Source organism: Microbacterium sp. (genome assembly GCF_051860965.1).
GTDB lineage: Bacteria > Actinomycetota > Actinomycetes > Actinomycetales > Microbacteriaceae > Microbacterium.
Genome location: NZ_JBIMKU010000004.1, coordinates 239,051 through 264,474, shown reverse-complemented (window position 1 = coordinate 264,474; position 25,424 = coordinate 239,051). Strand labels below are relative to the sequence as shown.

The 25,424-nt window shown below is 69.8% G+C and carries 22 protein-coding genes; 8 read left to right on the top strand and 14 right to left on the bottom strand.

Annotated elements, in window-relative coordinates; genetic code table 11:
• From ACTIFV_RS09630 to ACTIFV_RS09620, 3 genes are read left to right on the top strand one after another with little or no spacing between them, the layout of a single operon-like run.
• A complete protein-coding gene (locus ACTIFV_RS09630) occupies positions 1 to 393 on the top strand; it encodes a metallopeptidase family protein (protein WP_439592567.1) in 393 nt (130 codons plus the stop codon).
• Positions 393 to 686 carry an ATP-dependent Clp protease adapter ClpS gene (gene clpS / locus ACTIFV_RS09625; protein ID WP_439592693.1) on the top strand — a complete coding sequence of 98 codons (294 nt, stop codon included), beginning with the start codon at positions 393 to 395 and terminating at the stop codon, positions 684 to 686. Before ACTIFV_RS09630 ends, clpS begins: the two co-directional genes overlap by 1 nt.
• Positions 683 to 1,168: a DUF2017 family protein gene (locus ACTIFV_RS09620; protein ID WP_439592566.1), complete on the top strand. Its 486-nt coding sequence runs from the start codon at positions 683 to 685 to the stop codon at positions 1,166 to 1,168. The genes clpS and ACTIFV_RS09620 overlap by 4 nt, the downstream gene beginning before the upstream one ends.
• On the opposite strand, the gene ACTIFV_RS09615 is transcribed toward ACTIFV_RS09620, so the two are convergent.
• The 6 genes from ACTIFV_RS09615 to gatC all read right to left on the bottom strand — a co-directional run bounded on the left by ACTIFV_RS09615 (position 1,169) and on the right by gatC (position 6,770).
• Positions 1,169 to 1,762, bottom strand: a complete 594-nt coding sequence (locus tag ACTIFV_RS09615; RefSeq protein WP_439592565.1) for a hypothetical protein — start codon at positions 1,760 to 1,762, stop codon at positions 1,169 to 1,171.
• Positions 1,737 to 2,057, bottom strand: coding sequence for a hypothetical protein (locus ACTIFV_RS09610; protein ID WP_439592564.1), 321 nt, complete (start codon positions 2,055 to 2,057; stop codon positions 1,737 to 1,739). The genes ACTIFV_RS09615 and ACTIFV_RS09610 overlap by 26 nt, the downstream gene beginning before the upstream one ends.
• A 92-nt stretch (positions 2,058 to 2,149) precedes the next feature.
• The gene (gene dinB / locus ACTIFV_RS09605) at positions 2,150 to 3,409 is read right to left on the bottom strand and encodes a DNA polymerase IV (protein WP_439592563.1); all 1,260 of its coding nucleotides are present in this window, start codon (positions 3,407 to 3,409) and stop codon (positions 2,150 to 2,152) included.
• Between the two features lie 36 nt (positions 3,410 to 3,445).
• Positions 3,446 to 4,963, bottom strand: a complete 1,518-nt coding sequence (gene gatB, locus ACTIFV_RS09600; protein ID WP_439592562.1) for an Asp-tRNA(Asn)/Glu-tRNA(Gln) amidotransferase subunit GatB — start codon at positions 4,961 to 4,963, stop codon at positions 3,446 to 3,448.
• Positions 4,963 to 6,474: an Asp-tRNA(Asn)/Glu-tRNA(Gln) amidotransferase subunit GatA gene (gene gatA / locus ACTIFV_RS09595; RefSeq protein ID WP_439592561.1), complete on the bottom strand. Its 1,512-nt coding sequence runs from the start codon at positions 6,472 to 6,474 to the stop codon at positions 4,963 to 4,965. The genes gatB and gatA overlap by 1 nt, the downstream gene beginning before the upstream one ends.
• Positions 6,471 to 6,770 (bottom strand): Asp-tRNA(Asn)/Glu-tRNA(Gln) amidotransferase subunit GatC, encoded by a 300-nt coding sequence (gatC, locus tag ACTIFV_RS09590; RefSeq protein ID WP_439592560.1) that lies wholly within the window; start codon positions 6,768 to 6,770, stop codon positions 6,471 to 6,473. The genes gatA and gatC overlap by 4 nt, the downstream gene beginning before the upstream one ends.
• A 59-nt stretch (positions 6,771 to 6,829) precedes the next feature.
• Between gatC and ACTIFV_RS09585 the strand changes: the two genes are divergently transcribed.
• Positions 6,830 to 8,530: a long-chain-fatty-acid--CoA ligase gene (locus ACTIFV_RS09585; protein ID WP_439592559.1), complete on the top strand. Its 1,701-nt coding sequence runs from the start codon at positions 6,830 to 6,832 to the stop codon at positions 8,528 to 8,530.
• A 6-nt stretch (positions 8,531 to 8,536) separates the two neighbouring features.
• Here ACTIFV_RS09585 and ligA read toward each other — a convergent pair whose 3' ends face one another.
• Genes ligA through ACTIFV_RS09570 form a run of 3 tightly spaced genes read right to left on the bottom strand, consistent with a single transcriptional unit; the run spans position 8,537 to position 13,201 of the window.
• On the bottom strand, positions 8,537 to 10,876 hold the full coding sequence (gene ligA, locus ACTIFV_RS09580; RefSeq protein ID WP_439592558.1) for an NAD-dependent DNA ligase LigA: 2,340 nt from the start codon (positions 10,874 to 10,876) through the stop codon (positions 8,537 to 8,539).
• 29 nt (positions 10,877 to 10,905) lie between these two features.
• A complete protein-coding gene (gene mnmA, locus ACTIFV_RS09575; protein ID WP_439592557.1) occupies positions 10,906 to 12,003 on the bottom strand; it encodes a tRNA 2-thiouridine(34) synthase MnmA in 1,098 nt (365 codons plus the stop codon).
• Between the two features lie 34 nt (positions 12,004 to 12,037).
• Positions 12,038 to 13,201, bottom strand: coding sequence for a cysteine desulfurase family protein (locus ACTIFV_RS09570; RefSeq protein ID WP_439592556.1), 1,164 nt, complete (start codon positions 13,199 to 13,201; stop codon positions 12,038 to 12,040).
• A gap of 56 nt (positions 13,202 to 13,257) precedes the next feature.
• Between ACTIFV_RS09570 and glgX the strand changes: the two genes are divergently transcribed.
• The 3 genes from glgX (at position 13,258) to glgB (ending at position 19,625) form a co-directional block, all read left to right on the top strand.
• On the top strand, positions 13,258 to 15,342 hold the full coding sequence (gene glgX, locus ACTIFV_RS09565; protein ID WP_439592555.1) for a glycogen debranching protein GlgX: 2,085 nt from the start codon (positions 13,258 to 13,260) through the stop codon (positions 15,340 to 15,342).
• An 81-nt stretch (positions 15,343 to 15,423) separates the two neighbouring features.
• Positions 15,424 to 17,508 carry an alpha-1,4-glucan--maltose-1-phosphate maltosyltransferase gene (locus ACTIFV_RS09560; protein ID WP_439592554.1) on the top strand — a complete coding sequence of 695 codons (2,085 nt, stop codon included), beginning with the start codon at positions 15,424 to 15,426 and terminating at the stop codon, positions 17,506 to 17,508.
• Complete coding sequence (gene glgB / locus ACTIFV_RS09555; protein ID WP_439592553.1) at positions 17,505 to 19,625, top strand: 1,4-alpha-glucan branching protein GlgB; 2,121 nt, start codon at positions 17,505 to 17,507, stop codon at positions 19,623 to 19,625. Before ACTIFV_RS09560 ends, glgB begins: the two co-directional genes overlap by 4 nt.
• Here the strand turns inward: glgB and ACTIFV_RS09550 are convergent.
• Together ACTIFV_RS09550 and ACTIFV_RS09545 are read right to left on the bottom strand one after the other, a co-directional pair.
• Positions 19,622 to 20,560, bottom strand: a complete 939-nt coding sequence (locus ACTIFV_RS09550) for a tetratricopeptide repeat protein (protein WP_439592552.1) — start codon at positions 20,558 to 20,560, stop codon at positions 19,622 to 19,624. The genes glgB and ACTIFV_RS09550 overlap by 4 nt on opposite strands.
• Positions 20,557 to 22,389 (bottom strand): glycosyl transferase, encoded by a 1,833-nt coding sequence (locus ACTIFV_RS09545; protein WP_439592551.1) that lies wholly within the window; start codon positions 22,387 to 22,389, stop codon positions 20,557 to 20,559. The genes ACTIFV_RS09550 and ACTIFV_RS09545 overlap by 4 nt, the downstream gene beginning before the upstream one ends.
• 165 nt (positions 22,390 to 22,554) lie before the next feature.
• Between ACTIFV_RS09545 and ACTIFV_RS09540 the strand changes: the two genes are divergently transcribed.
• The gene (locus tag ACTIFV_RS09540; protein ID WP_439592550.1) at positions 22,555 to 23,628 is read left to right on the top strand and encodes an AI-2E family transporter; all 1,074 of its coding nucleotides are present in this window, start codon (positions 22,555 to 22,557) and stop codon (positions 23,626 to 23,628) included.
• Here the strand turns inward: ACTIFV_RS09540 and ACTIFV_RS09535 are convergent, their stop codons facing one another.
• The 3 genes from ACTIFV_RS09535 to ACTIFV_RS09525 are packed head-to-tail and all read right to left on the bottom strand — an operon-like array spanning position 23,629 to position 25,356.
• Positions 23,629 to 24,351 carry an alpha/beta hydrolase gene (locus ACTIFV_RS09535; RefSeq protein WP_439592549.1) on the bottom strand — a complete coding sequence of 241 codons (723 nt, stop codon included), beginning with the start codon at positions 24,349 to 24,351 and terminating at the stop codon, positions 23,629 to 23,631.
• Between the two features lies 1 nt (position 24,352).
• On the bottom strand, positions 24,353 to 24,637 hold the full coding sequence (locus ACTIFV_RS09530) for a hypothetical protein (protein ID WP_439592548.1): 285 nt from the start codon (positions 24,635 to 24,637) through the stop codon (positions 24,353 to 24,355).
• A gap of 11 nt (positions 24,638 to 24,648) precedes the next feature.
• Positions 24,649 to 25,356, bottom strand: a complete 708-nt coding sequence (locus ACTIFV_RS09525; RefSeq protein WP_439592547.1) for a transglycosylase SLT domain-containing protein — start codon at positions 25,354 to 25,356, stop codon at positions 24,649 to 24,651.
• Positions 25,357 to 25,424 lie beyond the last annotated feature (68 nt).

Below are 25,424 nucleotides of genomic sequence, written 5' to 3'. Positions count from 1 at the left end.
GTGGCAGCCGCACAGCGACGATCACCCGCGGATGTGAGGCATCCCATGGAGATGGATGCCGCAGCTTTCGAAGCACTCGTCGTCGACGTGCTCGATCGCCTTCCCGATGACATGGTCGATGGCCTCGACAACGTCGTGTTCGTCGTCGAGGATCGCCCCGAGGACGGCAGTCTCGACCTTCTCGGACTCTACGACGGCTGGGCGCTGACAGAGCGCGAGCGCTATGGCGTCGGCGAACTCCCCGATCGGATCATCGTCTACCGCGAGCCCCACCTCGTCGCGTGCGACACCGATGAGGACCTGCGCGACGAGGTGCATACGACGCTCGTGCACGAGATCGCGCACTTCTACGGCATCGACGACGACCGCCTGCACGAACTCGGCTGGGCATGATGGGGGCTTTGGCACAGCCCGACATCGATCGGGACGTCCGCGAAGCCGTCGCCCCGTCGTTGCCCTGGCAGACCGTCGTCTGGAACGATCCCGTCAATCTCATGAGCTACGTCACGCACGTCTTCCGGGAGTACTTCGGGTACACCAAGCCCGAGGCCGAACGTCTCATGCTCGCCGTTCACCACGACGGTCACGCGGTCGTGGCCGAGGGCGCCCGCGAGCAGATGGAGCTCCACGCCCAGGCGATGCACGACTACGGTCTCTGGGCCACGGTGAGAGAGGCTCCGCAGTGACTCCCGAAACGATCGTGCTCGAACTCGCGCGCATCGAGGCGGCGCATCTCGCCGGTCTCGTCGTGCAGTTCGACGAGCTGCTCGAGGAGTCCGATGACTCCGGCGACGACCCCGCCGTGCTGCGGCTCGTCCCCGATGCGTACGACGATCCGGACGCGGCGCGCGAGTTCCGCGCGCTCACCGAGAGCGATCTTCTGGGGAGGCGTCGGTCGGATGCCGCGCGCGTGCTCGCGACGCTGGGCGAGGTCGGCGAACTCGGCGATGATCTCGACGATCCCGCGGTCGCCGAGATCGTCGCGGTCGTGCTCGATCGCGATGATGTCCAGGCGTGGCTGCGCACCCTCGCTGCGATCCGCCTCGTGCTCGCGACGCGGCTCGGGATCGTTGACGACGACGAGCACGACCACGACGATCCGAAGTACGGCATCTACGACTGGCTCGGCTACCGGCTCGACGGCCTCGTGGGCGCCCTCGACGGCTGATCAGGGAACGTCGAACACGAGCGTCGCTCGCTTGCGCGGGTCATCCCGCACGATGTGCTCGTCCTCCTGACGCGCCCACCGCGACCAGTGCGGGCGGTAGGTGTCTCCGTCGCGATCGAGCGCCCGCCGCTTTCGGGACGGATTCGGCGCTTCGAGCCAGACGCGCACGTCGCCGAGCTTCTCGGTGACGGGGGTCAGCAGCCCCGACCCCTCGACGATCAGCGGCAGCGAGGGATCGACGGCGTGCGCCTCGGCATGGGCCGCGGCATCCCAATCCCACCGCTGCCAGACGCCGATGAGGCCGCGTGCGTGCGGACGGAGGATGAGATCCTGCGCAGCGAGCACTCCGTCGTCGAGCCCATCCCATCCCGGATACAGCGAGTCCAGCGCCACCAGCTGCACGCGACCCCGCAGCGGCCAGCGCGCCACGATCTCGCGCGCAAGGCTCGACTTGCCAGCGCCGCTGCGACCGTCGATCAAGACGACGGGATTGCTCGCGCCGAGTCCCGCGACGACCGCGACGATGCGCGCGGCGGCGTCTTCGAGGGCTGCGGCGACGGGGTCGGTGCTACTTCTTGAGGGCGCGGATGACACGGCTGAGCGCGCGTCCTGCGAAGAAGACGAACGGGATCGCGACGGCGAGCAGCGCGACGATGTTCGGTTCGAAGCGCAGGTCGTCGCCCTTGCGGATGTACGCGCCGACCGGGATCGACCAGCCGCCCCCGCCGCCCCCGCCGTTGCCGGCGTCGTCGGATCCGCCGCCGAAGCCCGACCACGATGCCGCGACAGGGATGACCGTGATGCCGCCGACGTCCTGGGCGTCACCGTACGACCCCTTCACGCCGAAGGATGCGGACGCCTTGCCGAGTTCGAGTGCGATGTTGGTCATGCCCCCACGCTACTCGGCCGCACCGCACCTGCCCAGTGCTTGACAAGCCCCGTCGCCGACCAGGAGGTTGCAGCCGCCTGCCGCGACCGGGGTCAGTCCCTGCGGGGCGGTCGGGGACTCGAGGGCAGCGTTCCGCCTCCGCGACGCTTGCCGATCAGGTTGGCGCGGGTGATGACACCCTTGCCGAACCGGGCGGTCGCGCCGTCGAGCGCGCCCTCGACGCGTCGCCACTCGGCGTCGTCGTCCCAGAGCGCGAGCGCCGCACCGCCCGCCGCCTGCAGCTTCTCCGCTCGGACGCCGATGAGTCTCACCGCCTGTCGTCGATCGACGAGCGCGAAGAGCTCGTGCGCGGCATCCCCGATCCTCTGGCTGACGGCCGTGGGCTCGGAGAGCGTCTGCGAGCGACTGATGGTCGTGAAGTCCGCGTAGCGCACCTTGATCGAGATCGTGTGGGCCTCCCACTCGTGCTTCCGCAGTCGGGCGCCGACCTGATCGGCGAGGCGGCGGAACTCGCTGCGCAGGATCGCCGTGTCGTCGATATCGGTGTGGAAGGTCTCCTCGTGGCCGACGCTCTTCTCGACGTGCTCGGTCTGCACTTCGCGTGCATCCAGACCGCGCGCGAGGTGCCAGATGCGGTCCCCCATCGCCGGACCGAGGGCGCGATCCAGAACGGACCGCGGCGTCTCGACGATGTCGGCGACCGTGTGGATACCGCGCCCCTGCAGCGACTCGGCGGCTTTCGGCCCGACCCCCCAGAGGGCGCCGACCGGCCTCGCTGCGAGGAAGCGCGCGGTGTCGTGCTCGGGCACGATGAGCAATCCGTCGGGCTTGCTGAGCGTGGATGCCATCTTCGCGACGTGCTTCGTCGCCGCCACCCCCACGGAGCAGACGAGGCCGGTCGTGTCGAGAACGCGGGCGCGCAGCGTCCGCGCGATGACTCCCGGACTCCCCCACAGCCGTCGTGCGCCCCGGACGTCGAGGAACGCCTCGTCGATCGACAGCGGCTCGACGAGCGGAGTGAAGTCGCGGAAGATCGCCATGACCTTCGCGGACTCCTCGAGGAAACGGTGGAACTCCGGCTGCACGACGACGGCGGTCGGGCACAGCCGCATCGCCTGCGCCATCGGCATCGCCGAGCGCACGCCGAAACGTCGCGCCTCGTAGGAGGCGCTCGATACGACCCCTCGCCCCTGCAGCCCGCCGATGATGATCGGCCTGCCGCGCAGCGACGGATCGTCGAGCACTGCCACCGACGCATAGAAGGCGTCCATGTCGACGTGCAGGATGCCGGTGCCGCTGTCGTCCGCGTCGTCGGGCGATGTCAGCCTGCCCGATCCGTCGCCGCGTCCCATGCATCCATTCTCGCCGCCACCGGCGACATCTTCGGGCTACTGCTGCGCAGCGCGCTCGAGCACGAGCTCGCGCACCCGCGCGGCGTCGGCCTGACCCTTCATGGCCTTCATGACCGCCCCGATGACCGCCCCCGCTGCCTGCACCTTGCCGTCGCGGATCTTGGCGAGCACGTCCGGCTGCGCCGCGAGGGCATCGTCGATCGCGGCGATGAGGGCACCGTCATCGGACACGACCGCGAGGCCGCGGGCATCCACGATCTGCTGCGGCGTCCCCTCACCGGCGACCATGCCCTCGAGCACCTGGCGTGCGAGCTTGTCGTTGAGCGTTCCGGCGTCGACGAGCTTCTGCAGTTCGGCGACGGCGGCGGGCTCCACGAGCTCGACCGGCTCACGGCCCGACGCGTTCGCGACGCGTGTGAGCTCACCCGTCCACCACTTGCGTGCGGCCGCGGGAGACGCGCCGGCCGCGACCGTGGCCTCGACCTCGGCGAGGAGCCCGCCGTTGACGACGTCCTGGAACTCGAGGTCGGTGAAACCCCAATCGCCCTTGAGGCGGCGACGGCGCTCGGCCGGCGGCTCGGGGAGCGCCGCGCGCAGCTCTTCGATCAGCTCGACGGACGGCGCGACGGGCAGCAGGTCGGGCTCCGGGAAGTATCGGTAGTCGTCGGCGTCGGATTTGGGGCGGCCCGGCGAGGTCGTCCCCGTGTCCTCGTGCCAATGGCGCGTCTCCTGCGTGATGGCGCCACCCGCGGCGAGGATGGCCGCCTGCCGCTGGATCTCGTAGCGTACGGCGCGTTCGACCGAGCGCAGCGAGTTGACGTTCTTCGTCTCGGTGCGCGTGCCGAGCTTCTCCTGCCCGCGCGGACGCAGCGAGACGTTGGCATCGCAGCGCAGGTTTCCGCGCTCCATGCGCGCCTCGGAGATGCCGAGCGCGATGACGATGTCGCGGATCGCCGCGACGTACGCCTTCGCGATCTCGGGCGCGCGGTGCTCCGCGCCGAAGATCGGCTTCGTCACGATCTCGACGAGCGGCACACCGGCGCGGTTGTAGTCGACGAGCGAGTACTCGGCACCCTGGATGCGACCCGTCGAGCCGCCCATGTGCGTGAGCTTGCCGGCATCCTCTTCCATATGGGCACGCTCGATCGGCACCGAGATGATGTCGCCGCCCGCGAGCTCGATGTCGACGGATCCCTCGAACGCGATGGGCTCGTCATACTGCGAGATCTGATAGTTCTTGCCGAGGTCCGGGTAGAAGTAGTTCTTCCGGGCGAAGCGGCTCGACGGTGCGATCGAGCAGCCGAGCGCGAGCCCGAGGCTGATGGAGTACTTGACGGCCGTCTCGTTGACGACCGGGAGCGCACCGGGGAGCCCCATGTCGACGGCGGCGACGAGGGTGTTCGGCGTGGCATCGTGATTCGACGCGTGCGCGGGGTTCGCTGCCGCCGAGAACATCTTGGTCTCGGTGTTGAGCTCGACGTGGACCTCGAATCCGAGGACCGGCTCGAACAGCTCGAGCGCCTCGTCGAAGTCCATCAGCTTTGCCTTGCCCATCAGCGGGCACCTCCCAGGATCGGAGCGCGGTCGAGGAGCGGCGCGCCCCACTGGTCGAGCAGGACGGCTTCGAGGGCCGCTCCCACGCGATAGAGACGGGCGTCCTCGCGCGCGGGGGCGAGGAACTGGATGCCGACGGGCAGGCCGTCTTCCGCCGCGAGCCCGGAGGGGACGGAGATGCCGGGAACACCCGCGAGGTTCGCCGGGATGGTCGTGACGTCGTTCAGGTACATCTGCAGCGGGTCGTCGATCTTCTCGCCGAGCTTGAAGGCCGTCGTCGGCGCCGACGGGGTCGCGATGACGTCCACCTTCGCGAACGCCTCGTCGAAGTCGCGCTGGATGAGTGTGCGCACCTTCTGGGCCGATCCGTAGTACGCGTCGTAGTACCCCGCCGACAGCGCATAGGTGCCCAGGATGATGCGGCGCTTGACCTCTTCTCCGAAGCCGGCGTCGCGCGTCTTGGCCATGACGTCCTCGACGGTGCCACCCGGCACGTCGACGCGCAGACCGAAGCGCACCGAGTCGAACTTCGCGAGGTTGCTGGATGCCTCGGCGGGGAGGATCAGGTAGTACGCCGCGACGCCGTACTCGAAGTGCGGGGCGGAGATCTCGACGATCTCGGCGCCCTGCGCCTCCATCGCGGACAGAGCCGCGCGGAAGGACTCCGACACCCCCGGCTGGAAGCCGGAATCGGGGAGCTCGGTGATGACGCCCACCTTCAGCCCCTTGAGGACCTGCCCTGTGGCACCCTCGCGGGCCGCCTCCGCGAACGACGGCCAGGCTTCGGTCAGCGACGTCGAGTCGTGCGGGTCGTGCCCGCCGATGACGTCGTGCAGGAGCCCGGCATCCAGCACCGTCCGCGTCACGGGCCCGACCTGGTCGAGCGACGACGCGAGGGCGATGGCGCCGTAGCGGCTGACGCCGCCGTACGTGGGCTTCATGCCCACGGTTCCCGTGACGTGCGCGGGCTGTCGGATCGAGCCGCCGGTGTCGGAGCCGAGCGCGAGCGGCGCTTCGAACGCCGCGACGGCCGCGGCCGACCCGCCGCCCGAACCGCCCGGGATGCGGTCGAGATCCCACGGGTTGTGCGTGGCGCCGTACGCGGAGTGCTCGGTCGACGAGCCCATCGCGAATTCGTCCATGTTGGTCTTGCCCAGCGGCACCAGCCCCGCCGCGCGGGAGCGCGCGACCACTGTGGCGTCGTACGGCGACATGAAGCCTTCGAGGATGCGGGAGCCGCTCGTCGAGGGCATATCGGTCGTGACGAGCACGTCCTTGATCGCGAGCGGCACGCCGGCGATCGGTCCGAGTTGTTCTCCTGCGGCTCGACGGCGGTCGATGTCGGCCGCGACCTCGAGCGCGTGGTCGGAGACGTGGAGGAAGGCGTGGACATCGCCGTCGACTGCGGCGATGCGGTCGAGGTGAGCCTGCGTCGCCTCGACGCTCGACACCTCGCCGGATGAGAGTTTCGACGCCAGATCGGCGGCGCTGAGACGCGTGAGATCGGTCACTGCTCCTCCCCCAGGATCGCAGTCACGCGGAATCGGTCGCTCGCGGCATCCGGAGCATTCTGCAGCACCTGCGCGACCGTCAGCATGTCGCCGGGCACGTCGGCACGGAAGACGTTCTCGAGAGGGATCGGGTGACTCGTCGCGACGACATCGGGGGTCGCGACCTCGGACACCTTCGCGATGTTGTCGACGATGACGTCGAGCTGGCCCGTGAGGCGCTCGACCTCCGCGTCGCTCAGCTGGATCCGGGCGAGCACGCCGAGATGGCGCACGAGTTCGGGGGTGATTTCAGACACCAGGACAGTCTAGTTGGCGCCACTCGTGCGCCTTCGCGGCCCGGGCATAGGCTGGCATCGTGACCACGTACGACCCTCCTCGCCCTTGGATCGCCAGTTACGCCGAAGGAGTGCCCGACGACCTCGAACCCGTGTCGGGATCGCTCGTCGACATCGTTGAGGCATCCGTGCGCGACTACCCCGACGCGACGGCGCTGCAGTTCTTCGGCCGGGAGACCAGCTACCGCCACCTGCACGAGCAGGTCGAACGCGCCGCCGCGGGCCTCAAGGCGCACGGCGTCACCGCCGGCGACCCGGTCGCGATCGTGTTGCCCAACTGCCCGCAGCACATCGTCGCCTTCTACGCGATCCTGCGCCTCGGAGCCGTCGTGGTCGAGCACAACCCCCTCTACACGCCGCGCGAGCTGCGCAAGCAGTTCGAGGACCACGGCGCGAAGCACGCGATCGTCTGGTCGAAGGTCGTCGGCACGATCCAGGAGTTCCCCGACGACCTCGCGGTCACCACCCTCGTCTCCGTCGACGTGACGAAGGCGATGCCCTTCCGCACGCGCATGGCCCTCAAACTGCCGATCGCGAAGGCCCGCGACGCGCGCAATGCACTGCACGAGCACACGACCGGCGCGACGGCGTGGGAGAGCATCGTTGGCTTCGAGCCCCTGTCGCAGGCGCACCCCAAGCCGAAGACCGACGACCTCGCGCTCATCCAGTACACGAGCGGCACGACCGGCACCCCCAAGGGCGCGTCGCTGACGCATCGCAACCTCCTGTCCAACGCCGCCCAGGCGCGCGCGTGGGTGCCGTCCATCGTGCGGGGACCCGGATGCGTCGTCTACGCCGTCCTGCCGATGTTCCACGCCTACGGGCTCACACTGTGCCTCACCTTCGCGATGTCGATGGGTGCGCGCCTGGTGCTCTTCCCCCGCTTCGATCCCGACATGGTGCTCGAGGTCACGAAGAAGCATCCCGCGACCTTCCTCCCGCTCGTGCCGCCCATCGCCGACCGCCTGCTCAAGGCCGCGCAGGAGAAGGGCGTCTCCCTCGCCGGCACCGAAGTCGCGATCTCGGGCGCGATGGCGCTCCCCCACGAACTGGTCGTGCCGTTCGAGGCCGCGACGGGCGGGTATCTCGTCGAAGGCTACGGCCTCAGCGAGACGTCGCCCGTGCTCATGGCCAACCCCGTCGCACCGAATCGCGTCGCCGGCACCGTCGGCCTGCCTCTCCCCGGCACCGAGTGCCGCGTCGTCGATCCCGACGAGCCGACGAAGGACGTGCCGGCAGGCGAGCGCGGCGAGCTCGTCGTGCGCGGACCGCAGGTGTTCAGCGGCTACTACGGCAAGCCCGAAGAGACCGAGAAGGTGTTCGCCGACGGGTGGTTCCGCACGGGCGACATCGTGCAGATCGATGATGCCGGGTTCGTCCGCATCGTCGATCGCATCAAGGAGCTCATCATCACGGGCGGCTTCAACGTCATGCCCACCGAGGTCGAGAACGCGCTGCGCCAGCATCCCGATGTCGTCGAGGCCGCGGTCGTCGGCCTTCCGAGCGAGCACTCGGGCGAGGAGGTCGTCGCGGCCATCGTCGTCGATCCCGGCAAGGACGTCGACGTCGAGGCGATCCGCGAGTTCGCGCGCGGCATCCTGACGCCCTACAAGGTGCCCCGGCGCCTGTATGTCGTCGACGAGCTCCCGAAGTCGCTCATCGGCAAGGTGCTGCGCCGTCAGGTGCGCGACTCGCTGCTGAGCCTCAACGCGGGCTCGTAGCCGACGTCACCCCGCGTCGGGGGCGAGCGCGTCGAGCGCGGCGGGACCCTGCTCGACGAGGATGCGGAACTGCGCCGCGTCGATGATCCGCACACCGAGCTCCTCGGCCTTGCCGAGCTTCGATCCCGCGCCCGGCCCCGCCGCGACGAAGTCGGTCTTCTTCGAGACGCTCGACGCGGCTTTTCCCCCCGCCGCGATGATCGCCTCCTGCGCACCCTCGCGCGAGTAGCCCTCGAGCGATCCGGTCGCCACGACGGTCAGTCCCTCCAGGACGCCGCCCGTGACACTCGCGGCGCCGGGACCGGGATGCCCGGGCGTCGCCAGCTGCGCGCCCGCGGCATCCCAGCGCTCCACGATCTCGCGATGCCAGTCGACGTCGAACCAATCGATGAGCGCGTCGGCGATGATGCCGCCGACTCCTTCGACCGCGGCGAGCTCGTCGCGGGATGCCGCGCGGATGGCGGCGACCGAGCCGAACCACTGCGCGAGGGCCCGCGCCGCCACCGGGCCGACGTGCCGGACGTTCAGCGCCACGAGGAACCGCCAGAGCTCCTTCGTCTTGGCCCGCTCGAGTTCGTCGATCAGTCGCACCGCCTGCACAGACGGCTGCGGGGCGGTCACGCCGTCCTTCTTCTCGGCGGCCGAGGGGTTGCGGCGGAACGGCGCACGTCGTACCGGCTCGCCCGTCTTCTCATCGACGCGCGGCTCACCCGTCTCGGCGTCGCGCACGACGACCTCGATCGGGACGAGCTGATCTATCGTGAGGTCGAACAGCCCCGCCTCGGTCTCGAGCGGCGGAACGGATGGCACCGTCGGCTGCGTCAGAGCGGCCGCCGTGACCTCGCCCAGCACCTCGATGTCGAGCGCGCCCCGCGAGCCGATGTGCTCGACGCGTCCGCGCACCTGCGCCGGGCACGCGCGGGTGTTGGGGCAGCGCAGATCGATGTCGCCCTCTTTCGCCGGCGCGAGCGGGAAGCCGCACTCGGGACAGTCGGCGGGCATGACGAACTCGCGCTCGGTGCCGTCGCGCAGCTCGACCACCGGGCCGAGGACCTCGGGGATGACGTCGCCCGCCTTGCGCAGCACGACCGTGTCGCCGATCAGCACGCCCTTGGCGCGTACGACGTCCTGATTGTGCAGCGTCGCCTGACGCACGACGGAGCCGGCCACGCGCGCGGGCTCCATGACAGCGAACGGCGTCGCACGACCCGTGCGCCCGACCGAGACGACGATGTCGAGCAGCTTCGTGTTCACCTGCTCGGGCGGGTACTTGTAGGCGATCGCCCAACGCGGCGCGCGGCTCGTCGCCCCGAGCTCGTCGTGCAGGGCGAGCTCGTCGACCTTGACCACGACTCCGTCGATCTCGTGCTCGACGTCGTGCCGGTGCGCGCCGTAGTGGTCGACGAAGGATGCGACTCCGTCGATCGAGTCGGATGTGCGGAAGTATGGGCTCGTCGGCAGACCCCACTCCGCGAGGAGCGCGTACGTCTCGCTCTGGGAGTCGACCGGAGGACGCTCCCACGCGCCGATCCCGTGCACGAACAGACGCAGCGAGTCGATCCGCGCGCGTCCGGCCTCGAGCTCGAGGCCGTCCTTCTTGTCGAGCTGCTGTCGCAGACCGCCACTCGCCGCGTTGCGGGGGTTGGCGAACGACGGGAACCGGCGCTCGGCGCTCAGACGCGCCTTCGCCTCGTCGAAGGCACGCGATCGCGCCCGCGTCTCTTCGACCGCCCGATCGCGCATGTCGGCCTGCAGCGCATTGAGCGCCTCGAACGCGGCGGTGGGGATGAAGACCTCTCCGCGCACTTCGACGAGCGGTGGATGCCCCGACCCCGCCAGTCGTCGCGGGATGCCTGCCACCTGCACCGCGTTGACCGTGACGTCCTCGCCCACGCGGCCGTCGCCACGCGTCGCCGCCGATGTGAGCACGCCGTTCTCATAGCGGAGGTTGATCGCGAGTCCGTCGATCTTGAGCTCGGTGAGCCAGCGCACCGGCCGTCCCGCGCCCGCCTCGGCCTTCGCGCACCACTCGCGGAGCTCGTCGAGCGAGAAGACGTTGTCGAGGCTCAGCATGCGCTCGGCATGCTCGACGGGCGCGAACTGCGAGTTCTGCGCGGCCCCGACGGTCAGGGTCGGCGAGTCCTGGCCCTGGAGCTCGGGGTGAAGGCGTTCGATCGCCTCGAGCCGATGCATCCAGCCGTCGTACGTCGCATCGTCGACGATCTCGGCGTCGGCGCCGTAGTACGCGTCACGTGCTCCGATGATGAGATCGGTGAGGCGCTGCGCTTCGGTGCGCGCACCGTCGAGGTCGAGTCCGTCGAGAGAGGATGCTGCGCCGTCTGCCACCTCGTCAGTCTACGGAGGGGCTCCGACCTTCACACCGGGGCGGGGACCGCCGAGACGGTGTGGGCGATCGTGAACTGGCCGATGACGCGGGTGCCCTCGTACAGCACCGCCGTCTGACCCGGTGCGACGCCATCGAACGGCTCGTCGGGCACGACGGTGATCACGCCGTCGACGAGCGACGCCCGGGCGGGCACCGGATCGGCGTGCGCTCGGATCTGCACGTCGCACGCGAACGACGAGGCCGAGGGCGCGCGACCTGCCCATGACAGCCGGTCACCGGCGATCTCGGCGGTCGCGAGCGCTTCCTTCGGCCCGACGACGACGGTGTTGGACACGGGGCGCACCTCGAGCACGAACCGCGGCTTGCCGTCGGCCGCCGGGACGCCCAGCTTGAGCCCCCGGCGCTGCCCCACCGTGTAGGCGTGCGCGCCCTCGTGCGACCCGACGATCGCGCCGGAGCGATCGACGACGTCACCCGTCGCGGTGCCGACCTTCTCGGCCAGCCAGCCGCGGGTGTCTCCGTCGGGAATGAAGCAGATGTCGTGGCTGTCCGGCTTCTGCGCCACCGACAGGCCGCGCGTCTCGGCCTCGGCGCGCACGACCGCCTTGGAGGGCGTCGATCCGAGCGGGAAGTACGTGTGCGCGAGCTGCTGAGCCGTCAGCACGCCCAGGACGTACGACTGATCCTTCGCGGCATCCGACGCCCGATGCAGCTCGAGGCCGTCCGCGCCGTCCACCAGCGTCGCGTAATGGCCCGTGCACACGGCGTCGAACCCGAGCTCGAGCGCCCGCTCGAGGAGGGCGGCGAACTTGATCTTCTCGTTGCACCTCATGCAGGGGTTCGGCGTGCGACCCGCCTGGTACTCGGACACGAAGTCGGCGATGACGTCGTCGCGGAAGCGCTCGGAGAAGTCCCACACGTAGAACGGGATGCCGAGCACATCGGCGGCCCGGCGGGCATCCATCGCGTCCTCGATCGTGCAGCAGCCCCGGCTGCCGGTGCGCAGGGTCCCACCCGCGCGCGACAGGGCGAGGTGCACGCCGACGACGTCGTGGCCCGCCTCGACGGCACGCGCGGCCGCGACGGCGGAGTCCACTCCCCCGCTCATGGCCGCAAGAATCCGCATGCGTCCAGTCTAGGAGCGCACCCTGGCAGGCGGCTCAGCGCGCGGCGCGAGCGCGCTCGACGGCGGCAGGCAGCGCGGCGAGAGCCGCCTCGACGTCGGCGGACGTCGTCGTGCGCCCGAGCGTGAAGCGCAGCACTTCGCGCGCCTCGGCGTCCGAGCGTCCGAGCGCCAGCACGACGTGGGACGGCTCGGGCACCCCCGCCTGGCACGCCGACCCCGTCGACACGGCGATGCCGGCCCGGTCGAGCAGGAACAGGAGCGTCTCGCCCGCCGCTCCCGCGAACAGCACATGGGCGTTGCCCGGCAGGCGATCCGACGGATCCCCGAGCAGCTCGGAATCCGGGATCGTCGACAGGATGCCGCGCACGAGCTGGTCCCGGAGTCCCGACAGCCGGGTCGCCTCGGTCTCGAGCTCCGCCGCGGCGAGCTCGGCGGCCACGGCGAAGGCTGCAGCCCCCGCGACATCCTGCGTGCCGGCTCTCAGGCTGCGCTGCTGAGCGCCGCCGTGCACGAGCGGTGTCACCCGGATTGAACGCGCCGCCACGAGAGCTCCGACGCCGATGGGCCCGCCGATCTTGTGCGCCGACGCGCTCAGCGCGACGAGGCCCGCGCCGGGCGGGGCATCCCCCCGCCACGACCGGAACGACACCGGCACGTGCCCGAACGCGGAGACCGCATCGAGATGCAGCGGAACGCCGGCAGATGCGGATGCCGCGGCCAGCGCCGCAGCGTCGTTGATCGTCCCGGTCTCGTTGTTCGCGACGAGGGCCGTCGCGAATGCGGCGCCCGTGAGCGCCGCGGTGAACCCGTCGAGGGGAATGCGCCCGACGTCGTCGAGCGCGACCGGTCGCACAGCGGCGCGCTCCGCGCGCTCGAGCCAGTCGACGACGTCGAGCGTCGCGTGATGCTCGCCGCCGGGCAGCACGATCGCGGCATCCCGATCCGTGCGCGACCACCACAGGCCCTTCAGCGCCTGGTTGATCGCCTCTGTGCCCCCGGATGTGAAGACCACCTCGATCGGGTCGCACGCGATCACCGCGGCGAGTCTCTCGCGCGACTCCTCGAGCAGGCGACGGGACGCCTGACCCCCGCCGTGGATGGACGAGGCGTTGCCGACGAGCGCCGACGCCGCGATCCACGCCTCGCGCGCCTCGGGACGCAGCGGCGTGGTCGCCGCGTGATCGAGATAGGCCGTCAACACGCTCCCCCGCCCGTGTAACAACTCCGACGCATGGCCTTACTACTGTAGAGCGCATGCCCAGCACGGACGCCCCCGCCCTGACGACCGCCCCGGGCCTGCTCAGCCCGGAGCTGGACGCCCTCGGCGTCTCGTACGGCCACGACGGCGGAACCCTCCGCGTCTGGTCGGGTGCCGCCGACGCGATCGAACTCGTGCTCTTCGACGACACGGATCTCGACTGGATCACGGATCAGCTGCCGCTCGAACCCGTCGGGGGCGGCGTCTGGCAGGTGACGACGCCGCTGCTGCGTCCGGGCACGCGATACGCCCTGCAGGTCGACGGTCCGCACGCGCCGGGCAACACCTTCAACCGGGGCACGCTGCTCATCGATCCGTATTCGCGGGGGCTCGTCAGCACCGGCTACGAGGGCTGGCGCTCCGTCGCCGTCGACGGCGCGTTCGACTGGGGCGGCGTGGCCAAGCCGAAGGTCCCGCTCGATCGCACGGTGATCTACGAGGGCCACCTCAAGGGCCTCACGAAGCGCCATCCCGGTGTCCCGGGCGCGCTGCGCGGCACATACGCGGGGCTCGGGCATCCCGCCATCGTCGAGCACCTCGTCGACCTCGGCGTGACGAGCGTCGAGCTGCTGCCCATCCATGCGTTCGCCACCGAGCCGCGTCTCCTGCAGCACGGACTCGCGAACTACTGGGGCTACAACACCGTCAACTTCTTCACTCCGCACGCGGCCTACGCCACCGAGGACGCCCGCCGCCAGGGGCCCGAGGCGATCCTGCGCGAGTTCAAGGGCATGGTGCGACTCCTGCACGAAGCGGGGCTCGAAGTCATCCTCGACGTCGTCTACAACCACACGTCCGAAGAGGGCATCGGCGGTCCGCGCACGAGCCTTCGCGGCATCGACAACCGCGCCTACTACCGCCAGAACGAGGACGGCTCGTACGTCGATGTCACGGGATGCGGCAACTCGGTGAACACGGCGACGGATGCCGCAGCCCGCCTCATCCTCGATTCGCTGCGCTACTGGGCGAACGACGTGCAGGTCGACGGCTTCCGCTTCGACCTCGCGGCGACCCTGGGCCGCGACGGCGCGCACACCTTCACCCCCGAGCATCCCCTCCTCCAGGCGATCCTGAACGACCCGGCGCTGGACGGCGTCAAGAAGATCGCGGAGCCCTGGGACGTCGGCATGGGCGGCTGGCAGACCGGCAACTTCGGCGAGGGCTGGCACGAGTGGAACGACCGCTACCGCGACCGTGTGCGCAACTTCTGGCTGAGCGACGTCGACTACGCGAGGCGCGCATCGACGGCTCCCGTCGGCATCGGCGGCTTCGCCACCCGCCTCGCGGGCTCGTCCAACACCTTCAGCGCCGAGCGCGGCCCCCTCGCCAGCATCAACTTCGTCACGGCGCACGACGGCTTCACGCTGCGCGATCTCGTCTCGTACGACGTCAAGCACAACATGGGCAACGGCGAGCAGAACCGCGACGGCGCCGACACCAACCGCTCGTTCAACCACGGCGCGGAGGGCCCCACGGCGAACGAGGACATTCTGGCCACGCGGCGCAAGGCGATGCGCAACCTGCTCGGCACCCTGCTGCTCTCGTCCGGCGTGCCCATGCTGACGGCGGGCGACGAGTTCGCGCGCACGCAGCGCGGGAACAACAACGCCTACTGCCACGACTCGCCGCTCACGTGGCTCTCGTGGGAGCACGCGCCCTGGCAGCTGGAGCTCCGGGAGAACGTCAAGCGGCTCATCGCTCTGCGCGAGGAGAACCCCGCCCTCCGGCCGAGTCGTTTCGCGCGCCTCGGCGAGGTCACGCCGTCGGCATCGGTCATGGAGTGGTACGACGAACGCGGCGAGACGATGGAGGGCGACCGCTGGACCGACCCGACGCACCGGACCCTGCAGTACGTCGCGGCATCCACACCCGAAGTCGAGGACTTCAACCGCATCCTGCTCATGGTGCACGGCAACGAGCGTCCGATCGACGTGACGCTCCCCCAGATCGAGGGCGTCACCCGGTACGTCTCGCTCTGGTCGAGCGAGGAGGAGGTGCCGCTGGCCGATCGTGCGACGCACGCTCCGGGCGACGTCGTCCCCCTGAGCGGAACGTCGATGCACCTCTTCCGAGCCGAGTGAGCGACGGGCCCGCACGATAGCGCCTCGACGCGCGGGGGGCCACGGCTGTCGGCAACCCGGGGGTGGCGGTAGGTTCGAGACGTGGTCACGACGTCGCGCTCCGCGCCATCCCGTCCGTGGCGGAGCGCCTCCGCCCTTCCCGTCCGAGACGCCGTCGCGGCGCCCTCCGCACACGAGACCTCGACGAAGCGCATTCCGCTGAGTCGCGTGACGCCGGCGGTGCCGGGGGGTGAGTTCCGTCCGAAGGCGTTCGACGGCGAAGTGGTGCCGTTCGGCGTCACGGCGTTCCGCGAGGGCCACGACGTGATCGGCGTCCACGTGCGTCTCTTCGCGCCGTCGGGCGATGTGTCGCTGCACCGGCTCTCAGCCCTTCACGACGGGTTCGATCGCTGGCGAACGCAGGTCGCGCTCCTCGAGCAGGGGGTCTGGCGCTTCCGGTTCGAAGCATTCGGCGATGACTTCGCCACGTGGGAGCACGCGGCGGACCTCAAGATCGCGGCGGGAGTGGATGCTCCGCTCATGCGCGAAACGGGTGCTCTCCTGTTCGAGCGCGCCGTGGCCGAGAAGTCGCGGCCGATCGCGGAGCGCCGCATCCTCGAGGCATCCGCCGCCTCTCTGCGCGACGCGAGCGCGACGCACGTCGAGGCCCTCCGGATCGTGCGCGACCCGACGATCGCCGGCTACTTCCGCGCGCGCCCGCTCACGTCCCTCGTCACGATCGGCGACGAGCACGAGCTGCTCGTCGAGCGCGAGCGCGCGGGCGTCGGCGCGTGGTACGAGTTCTTCCCCCGCTCCGAAGGGTCCCGACGGCTCAAGGACGGCACCGTCAAGAGCGGCACGTTCCGCACCGCGATGAAGCGCCTCCCCGCCGTCGGCGCGTTGGGCTTCGACGTGCTGTACCTCCCGCCTATCCATCCGATCGGCACGATCAACCGCAAGGGCCCCAACAACACGCTCGACCCGAAGCCCGGCGACCCCGGCTCGCCGTGGGCCATCGGGTCGGCCGCGGGCGGACACGACGCGGTGCATCCCGAGCTCGGCACCCTCGCCGACTTCCGTGCGTTCGTCCGTGCCGCGCGCAGCGAGAACATCGAGGTCGCGCTCGATCTCGCGCTGCAGGCCGCACCGGATCACCCGTGGGTGGCCGAGCACCCGGAGTGGTTCACGACCCTCCCCGACGGGTCTATCGCGTTCGCCGAGAACCCGCCGAAGAAGTACCAGGACATCTATCCCATCAACTTCGACAACGACCCGACCGGGTTCTACGCCGAGGCTCTCCGCATCGTGAAGCACTGGGTCGCGCAGGGCGTCGCGATCTTCCGCGTCGACAACCCGCACACCAAGCCGCTGCAGTTCTGGGAGTGGCTGATCCGCACGGTCAATGCGGAGCATCCCGACGTCGTCTTCCTCGCCGAGGCCTTCACGCGCCCGCGGGTCATGCAGGGTCTCGCCGCCGCGGGCTTCCAGCAGAGCTACACCTACTTCACGTGGCGCAACACGAAGGAGGAGCTCGAGGAGTTCCTGACGTCGGTCTCGCACGAGACCAGCGATTTCATGCGCCCCAACCTCTTCGTGAACACACCCGACATCCTCACGGAGTACCTGCAGTTCGGCGGTCGCGCGGCGTACAAGGTCCGGGCCGCGATCGCCGCGACCGCGGCCCCCGTCTACGGCGTGTACGCCGGCTACGAGCTCTACGAGAACGTGGCCCGACCGGGCGCGGAAGAGAACATCGACAACGAGAAGTTCGAGATCAAGACGCGCGACTGGGCGGGCGCCGAGGCGCAGGGCGACTCGCTCGCGCCGTACCTGACCAGGCTCAACGAGATCCGTCGGGCGCATCCCGCGCTGCGCCAGCTGCGCAACCTCTCGGTGCACTGGAGCGACGACGACGCCATCCTGGTCTACTCGAAGCACCTCGACGCCGCGCTGTCGCCCACCGGGCGATCGGACACGATCCTCGTCATCGCCAACGTCGACCCGCACTCGGTGCGTCAGACGATGGTCCATCTCGACACGCGCATCTGGGGCGTGGAGCCCGGTGACGCCTTCGACGTCGAAGACCTCGTGACGGGGGCCCGCTGGACGTGGACCGACCACGACTTCGTCAAGCTCGACGCCTTCGTCGAGCCCGTGCACATCCTCCACATCAAGGGGCGCGAATGACTCCCGACGACCGCACGCTCGATACCGTCGCGACGGGCTCGTACCACGATCCGCACAGTGTGCTGGGCCTGCATGCCGACGGCGAGGGCTGGGTCGTGCGCGCGCGGCGTCCGCTCGCTGAGAGCGTGACCGCCGTCTTCGCCGACGGGGACCGCGTGCCTCTCACCCATCTGCGAGCCGGTATCTGGGAGGGCGCGCACTCCGGCGAGCCCGGCCCGTACGAGCTGCTGACGACGTACGCGAACGGTCCCGACTTCGTCGCCGACGACCCGTACCGTCACCTGCCGACCGTCGGCGAACTCGACCTGCACCTCATCGCCGAGGGCCGCCACGAGGAGCTGTGGCGCGTACTCGGCTCGCACATCCTCGGCGACGACGTCTCCTTCGCCGTGTGGGCGCCCAGCGCGCAGGCGGTGCGGGTGGTCGGAGACTTCAACGGCTGGGACGGCCAGGGCCACTCGATGCGGTCGATGGGCGGGAGCGGGATCTGGGAGATCCTCGTTCCCGACCTCCCCGAGGGCACCGCCTACAAGTACGAGATCCTCACGCAGAGCGGCGAGTGGATCCTCAAGGCCGACCCGATGGCCCGCTGGGCGGAGGTGCCGCCCGCGACGGCATCCGTGGTCACGAAGGCACGACACGCCTGGCAGGACGCGGCATGGATGGATGCCCGATCACGCTCGACCCCCGTGTCGCAGCCGATGTCCGTCTACGAGGTGCACCTCGGCTCGTGGCGTCCCGGACTGTCGTACCGCGACGCCGCCGACCCGCTCATCGAGTACGTGACCGCACAGGGCTTCACCCACATCGAGTTCATGCCGCTCGCGGAGCACCCGTTCGGCGGCTCCTGGGGCTACCAGGTCACGGGGTACTACGCACCGACGAGTCGGTTCGGCACACCCGACGATCTGCGCTACTTGATCGACCGTCTGCACCAGGCCGGCATCGGAGTGATCATGGACTGGGTCCCCGGGCACTTCCCCAAGGACGCCTTCGCGCTGGCCCGCTTCGACGGTCAGGCGCTCTACGAGCACCCCGATCCTCGCCGCGGCGAGCACAAGGACTGGGGCACGTACATCTTCGATTACGGCCGCAAGGAGGTCCGCAACTTCCTCGTCGCCAACGCGCTCTACTGGTTCGAGGAGTTCCACGTCGACGGCCTCCGGGTGGATGCCGTGGCATCCATGCTCTATCTCGACTACTCCCGCGAAGACGGCGAGTGGGAGCCGAACATCCACGGCGGGCGCGAGAACCTCGAAGCGATCGGATTCCTGCAGGAGGTCAACGCGACGGCCTACAAGCGCTACCCCGGGATCGCGATGATCGCCGAGGAGTCCACGAGCTACCCCGGCGTCACGGCACCCACCAGCGAGGGCGGACTCGGTTTCGGGTTCAAGTGGAACATGGGCTGGATGAACGATTCGCTCCAGTACATCAAGCGCGACCCGATGTATCGCTCCCACCACGAGGGCGAGCTGTCGTTCTCGTTCGTATACGCGTTCAGCGAGAACTTCATTCTGCCGATCAGTCACGACGAGGTCGTGCACGGCAAGGGCAGCCTGTTCGGGCGCATGCCCGGCGATCACTGGCAGAAGCTCGCGAACATGCGAGCATTCCTCGCGTACATGTGGGGGCACCCGGGAAAGCAGCTGCTGTTCATGGGGCAGGAGTTCGGCCAGCTCTCCGAGTGGTCCGAGGGTCGCAGCCTGGATTGGTGGATGCTGGACCAGCCGTCGCACCAGGAGCTGCTGTCCTTCGTGGCAGAGCTCAACCGCGCGTATCGCGACCATTCGGCGATGTGGTCGCGTGACAGCGACGGCGCGGCGTTCTCACGTCTCGGCGCCCCGTCGTGGAACCCGAACGTCATCGCCTTCTCGCGGCGCGACTGGCACGGCAACGTCGTCGTGGTCATCTGCAACTTCTCCGGCGTGCCGATCGACCACTACGAGATCGACCTGGGAGAGCGCGGCGAGTGGCGCGAAGTGCTCAACTCAGACGCGCAGGCGTTCGGCGGCTCGGGAGTCGGCAACCACGGCGTCGTCCACGCCGATGACAACGGGCGCGCGACGATGATCGTCCCGCCGCTCGGCGTCGTCTGGCTGGCGAAGGGCGCCTAGAACAGCAGGTTCGAGAGCCGGGAGCGCGCCTGCAGGACGCGCGGATCGGCATCGCCGATCAGTCCGAACAGTTCGAGCAGGCGCTCCCGCACGGGTCCGCGCTCGTCCGACGGCAGCACCGCGAACAGATCGAGCAGGCGGCCGAACGCGTCATCGACGTGCCCGCCGGACAGATCGAGGTCGGCGACCGCGAACTGGGCCGCGACATCCGTCGGAGCGGAGGCCGCTGCGGCGCGCGCCTCCTGCAGATCGAGGCCCTGCACGCGGTCGAGCAGACGCACCTGGCCGAGTCCGGCCCGCGCGTCGGCGTCGCGCGGGTTCTCGGCCAAGGCGGCTTCGTACGCGGTGATCGCCCGCGCGTAGTCGCCCTCTTCGATCGCGGCGAACGCCTCGGCGTGCAGCGGCGGGAGCGGCGGCTCGGCCGGCTCGGCGTCAGGGTCGGGGGCGGCATCCGGATCCACCGGCACGACGCCCGTCACACCGTTCTGGGCGGCGAGCTGCAGCAGCTGGGCGAACACCTCGCGCACCTGCTGCTCGGGCACGGCCCCCGTGAACAGCGGTACCGGCTGGCCCCCGACGAGCGCGACGACCATCGGAATCGACTGCGCGCGGAACGCCTGAGTGAGCTGCGGATTCGCGTCGACATCGACCTTGGCCAGTACGAGCCGACCGGCGAGCTCGGTGACGACCTTCTCGAGGATCGGGCTCAGCTGCTTGCACGGGCCGCACCATTCGGCCCACAGGTCGATGACGACCGGCACGGTGCGCGAGAGCTCGAGCACCTGGGGGAATGTCTCATCGGTGACGTCGAACACCAGCGACGGCGCTGCCGGAGCGCGGTTGCCGTCGCCGGGAGCGGGCGCTGCGGGACGATTGCGGAGTGAGGAGAGGTCGACGGCGCCGCGCAGTGCTGCGGCAGGAGTCGGGTCGGTCACTTGATCACCTTCGCGTCGAGGAGTGCGGATGCATAGCCGAGCAGACGGATCTTCTCGCTGGATCCCTGCCCCGGCACATAGAAGAACAGCTGGTCGGTGTAGGTCGTCGAGAAGCCCGTGGGCGACTGATCGGCGCCGGCGAGTGCCTTGACCGTCGGGCTGCTGGGCAGCTTGATGACGGCATCCGCGTTCGTCGGAGTGGCGTTCTCGACCTCGTGCAGGTTGACCGCGACGATCGCCCCGCTCTCGAGGGTCGCGATCGCGAACGGGTCGAACGTGCCGGGTACCGCCGAGAAGGTCAGCTGGCCCGTGTTGGTGCCGGTGGTCATGAAGTCGTCGAGTCGGCGCTGGCGGTCTGCGGCGATGCTGGATCGCAGGTGATCGGTCTCGGAGTCGAACATCCCCGCGAACTCGCTCTCGTCGCCCTTGTCGATGATGTCGGCGTAGGCGGCCGCGACCTGGTCGGGCGGCATGATGAGGAACGGCGAGTCCGGCTGCACCTGCGGTGCGCCGACGTACGACGCGGCGAGATCGGGCATCAGGGTGGATGCCTCGAGGCTGGCCTGATACGTGAGCTTGTAGGGCGACCAGGCGTCGGCCTGCGTCATGATCATGATGCTCGAGGTCTTGGACTCTTCGTCGTCGACGACCGCGAGAACGGACCGCGGCCATTCGTCGTACGACTGGGGCAGCACGATCTCGAGCGGCTTCGTGAGCACCGCCGTCGGCGCCGCGTAATCGGTGATCGCCGCGCGGAGCTTGTAGTTGGTCTCGCGGGCCGCGAGGACCGCCCCGTCCAGACGCGTCGCCGCGAGCGCGGGGTCCATCGCCTCGTCCGCCTCGGCCGCGGTCTTCGCGATCCGCGACAGGATGCGCTCCGCCTGCGCCTTCGTCACCGCGGGGGCGTCCTGCCCTTCCGGCACGATGACACTCGCCGTCGGCGCCGGGGTGGTCGAGGGTGCGAACTGCGGCCAGGAATCGGCGGAACAGCCTGCGAACAGCAGCGCGGACACGGCCACGGCCGGGATGGCGATCAGCGCCTTGCGGCCGGCGCCCAGCGACTTGCGCGTCTGCCCGGCCGAGATCACGCCCTTGTCGGACTGCTCGACAGCGAGATCGATCGGCTCCGTCATCGGCACGGGGAGGCCCTTTCGGCGCGGGCCACGCGCACGACGCACGTGCCGGATGCCGAGGATGTAGAGGAACACGCCCACCGCCATGACGATGGAGCCGGCGACGATGAGGGGTCCGGCCCACGGAGTCCCGTTGCCGATCGGCCAGGAGATCGAGATGTCCGTCGGCGCGGGCTCCGTGCCGTCAGTGGCCACGAGGACGCTCATCTCGGCGGGAAGCTGCAGCGGCGCGATCAGCACGTCGGCCTGCTGGAACTCGTCCAGCCAGAGGTCGGAGCCGATCGGGCTGCGCGCGGGCGTCTCTTCAGCGGCATCCCCCTCGGCGCTCGGCGCCGGCGTGGGTGTCGGTGAGGCGGCCGGCTCCTCGGTCGGTTCGGGCTGGACCAGCTCGGACTGCGGCAGCGTCTCGCCGTCCAGGGTCACGTGGGTGTAGGTGGTGTCCGCGAGCCAGCTCTCCATGTCGGCCGTGCGGCCGTACGCGGCGAAGATGTCGCCGTCTCCGTGAGCACGCAGAGTCTGGGTGCCGGGCAGCGTGTTGAGCACGGCGCCATCGATCAGGACGTACGGCGCGTCGTCTTCGACCGAGATGGTGGTCGTCGACGTGCGGGGGCCCTGGAAGATCGTGCGCTGCGCGATTCCCGCGCCGATCATCACCGTGGCGAGCACGAATGCCGCCACTGCCCATACGAAACGCACGAATTACCCTCTCCCGGCCCGCGCGATGGCGCGGCGGACCTCGATCCGACATTTCAGACTAGCGAAACACGGCTGGAGATCGCCCGAGAGGGGCCAATCCGCCGGCTGGGCGTCGTCAGTGCATAAGGTGAGAGCAGCTACTCGTGGCGACAGTCGGAGGATTCCATGAAGTTCCACAATCCGTTCCGGACGGCGCTCGTCGCGACGCTGGGCGTCGGACTCGGTCTGCTGCTCATCGGAAGCATCCAGAGCCTGTCGACGATCCTCCTCTACGTCGGCACGGCGCTCTTCCTCTCCCTCGGCCTCGAGCCGATCGTCGGGTGGCTCGAGCGCCGCAAGCTGCCGCGCTGGGCCGCGGTGCTCATCACGATCCTCGCGGTGCTGGCGGCGTTCGCGGGGATCATCCTGATGGTGATCCCGATCATCGTCGGGCAGGTCACCCAGCTGGTGCAGACGATCCAGAAGCTCGTCGAGTCCGGCACGTGGGACCCGATCACCGAGCTCCAGCAGTGGATGAAGGACACCTTCCCCGCACTGGCGGTCGACGACATCTTCAAGTACGTCTCGGACTGGTGGCAGTCGCTCGACTACGGCGCGATCGGCGGCTCGATCGGCGAGGGCCTGCTGGTCGTGGGCGGCGCGGTCATCGCCGGCCTCGGCGGCGCCTTCATCGTGCTCATCCTGACGATCTACTTCACGGCATCCACCCCCAGCCTCAAGCGCTCGATCTACCAGATCGTGCCGGCCTCGAAGCGCGAGCGGTTCATCGACCTCGCCGAGCAGATCACCGCATCGGTGGGCTACTACGTCATCGGACAGCTGTCGCTCGGCGTCATCAACGGCGTCCTGAGCGCGATCTTCCTCACGATCATCGGCGCGCCGTTCCCCGCGGTCCTCGCGGTCATCGCGTTCTTCTTCTCGCTCATCCCGCTCGTCGGAACGCTCACGGGCTCGACCATCATCGTGCTGACCTGCCTCATCCCCGGCCTGGCGGGGAACGAGAACGCGTGGTGGATCGCCGCGATCTACTACCTGGTCTACATGCAGATCGAGGCGTATGTGATCTCTCCGCGCATCATGGGTCGCGCCGTCTCGGTGCCGGGTGCCGTCGTCGTGATCGCCGCCCTCGCCGGCGGCTCGCTCCTCGGGCTCCTCGGCGCGCTGGTCGCGATCCCGGTCGCGGCGAGCATCCTCATCATCTACCGCCAGGTGCTCATCCCTCGGCAGAACGAGCGATAGTCAGGGAACCGCCGGGCCGTTCCACTCCGTCGGGAGGGGCAGGGCATCGGGGTTCACCGCCGCGACGATCTCGGTGAGCACACGACGGGTCTGGGTCTCGCCGACCCAGAGGTGCTTGCCGCCCTCGACGGGGATGAGCGTCGCGTCGGGCACGCTCGCGAAGCGCTCGGCTGCGGCATCCGGCCTCAGATAGTCGTCGAGCTCGGGGATGAGCGCGATCACGCGGCGCCTGTCCCCCGACCACGCCGCCACCTCGTCGGGTGTCGCCCGGTGCAGCGGCGGGGAGAGCAGGATCGCGCCTTCGACATCGTGGTCCCGGCCGTACTTGAGCGCGATCTCGGTGCCGAACGACCAGCCGACGAGCCACGGACGCGGAAGGCCGCGGTAGCGGACGAACTCCATCGCCGCCGCGAGATCGAAGGCCTCGGCATTGCCCCCGTCGAACGCACCGTCGCTCGTGCCCCGCGCGGACGTCGTGCCGCGCGTGTTGAAGCGGAGCACCGCGAGGTCGGCCAGAGCCGGCAGCCGCGCGGCGGCCTTGCGGAGGATGTGCGAGTCCATGAACCCGCCGGCGGTGGGAAGAGGATGCAGCGTCACCAGCGTCGCGACGGGCTCGCGGTCTTCGGGCAGGGCGAGCTCGCCGACGAGCGTCAGCCCGTCGAGCGTCTCGAGCTCGATGTCCTCGCGCCGCGCAGGCAGGAGGACCGGTCCGCGGATCTCCATGTCAGCCGATCCTCCAGCAGTGCTCGTGCCAGTGTCTGCGCGCCGCGAGGTCGGCGCTGTCGCCCAGGACGCCGTCGGCGCGCCAGGCCACGACGTGCGCGACGCCGGCGTCGATCGTGCGCCCGCACCCGGGGCACGTGTAGCTCTTCAGTGCCTGCTGTGCCGAGACCGGCTGAACGGTCCACTCCACCCCGCGGCGGGTCTCCTGGCGCTTCCAGCCCGCCAGCAGGCGGTCGAAGGAGTCGTCGCCCGCGCTGTCCGGGCGACGTCTGTGGGATCGTGGCATAGCGGTGAGGCCTACCACCAGTTGTTGCGGATCCAGAAGTCGTACGCGCCCGCCCAGCTGCCGTACCGACCGTTCGCGTAGCCGTTGGCCCATCCGAGATTGACCACCGGGTCGTAGGCGTTGGCGAGCTTGCTGCAGGGATACACCTGGACGAGACCGCACGCGCCCGACGAGCGGTTGGTCGCGTTCGGATTCCAGCCGCTCTCCTTGCGGACGATGTAGTCGACATAGCCCCAATCGGACTCGGCGATCCCCGCGGCGGCCATCCACTCGGCGGGGGATCCCCCACCCGTGTACTGCGGCGGCGCGAACGCGACCGTCGGCGGCTTCACGACGACGGGCGGAGGCTTGGGCTTGACGTAAACCTCGTAGCCGTCCCGTGCGAACTCGACGGGGACGGCCGGTTCGACATCGGCCGGGACCTCCCGGGTCTGCACGTCGCCCAGCGAGCTGGCGAACAGCGATGTCTGCTCGTCGGCGCTCGCCTGGGAGATCGCCATGCCCGCCGGTCCGACGTAGGCGACGACGAACCCCATCGCGGCGAAGGCCGCGAAGACGCCGAGCACGCTCCGGCGCCGGGACCAGCGGGTCGGCGCGGCGGGTGCGACCCGCGGCGCCGCGCTCGGGACGCGGACTGCAGGAGCCCGGACGGGTGCCGGGGTCACGGCATCCGCACGGCTCGATCGCCGCGTCGGAAGCATCTCGTCGCCGGAAGTCACAGTGGGCCGAGTCTACCGAAGGACACCCTGAACGTGCCATCCGAGCGTCGGCGATGGATGCCGGAACC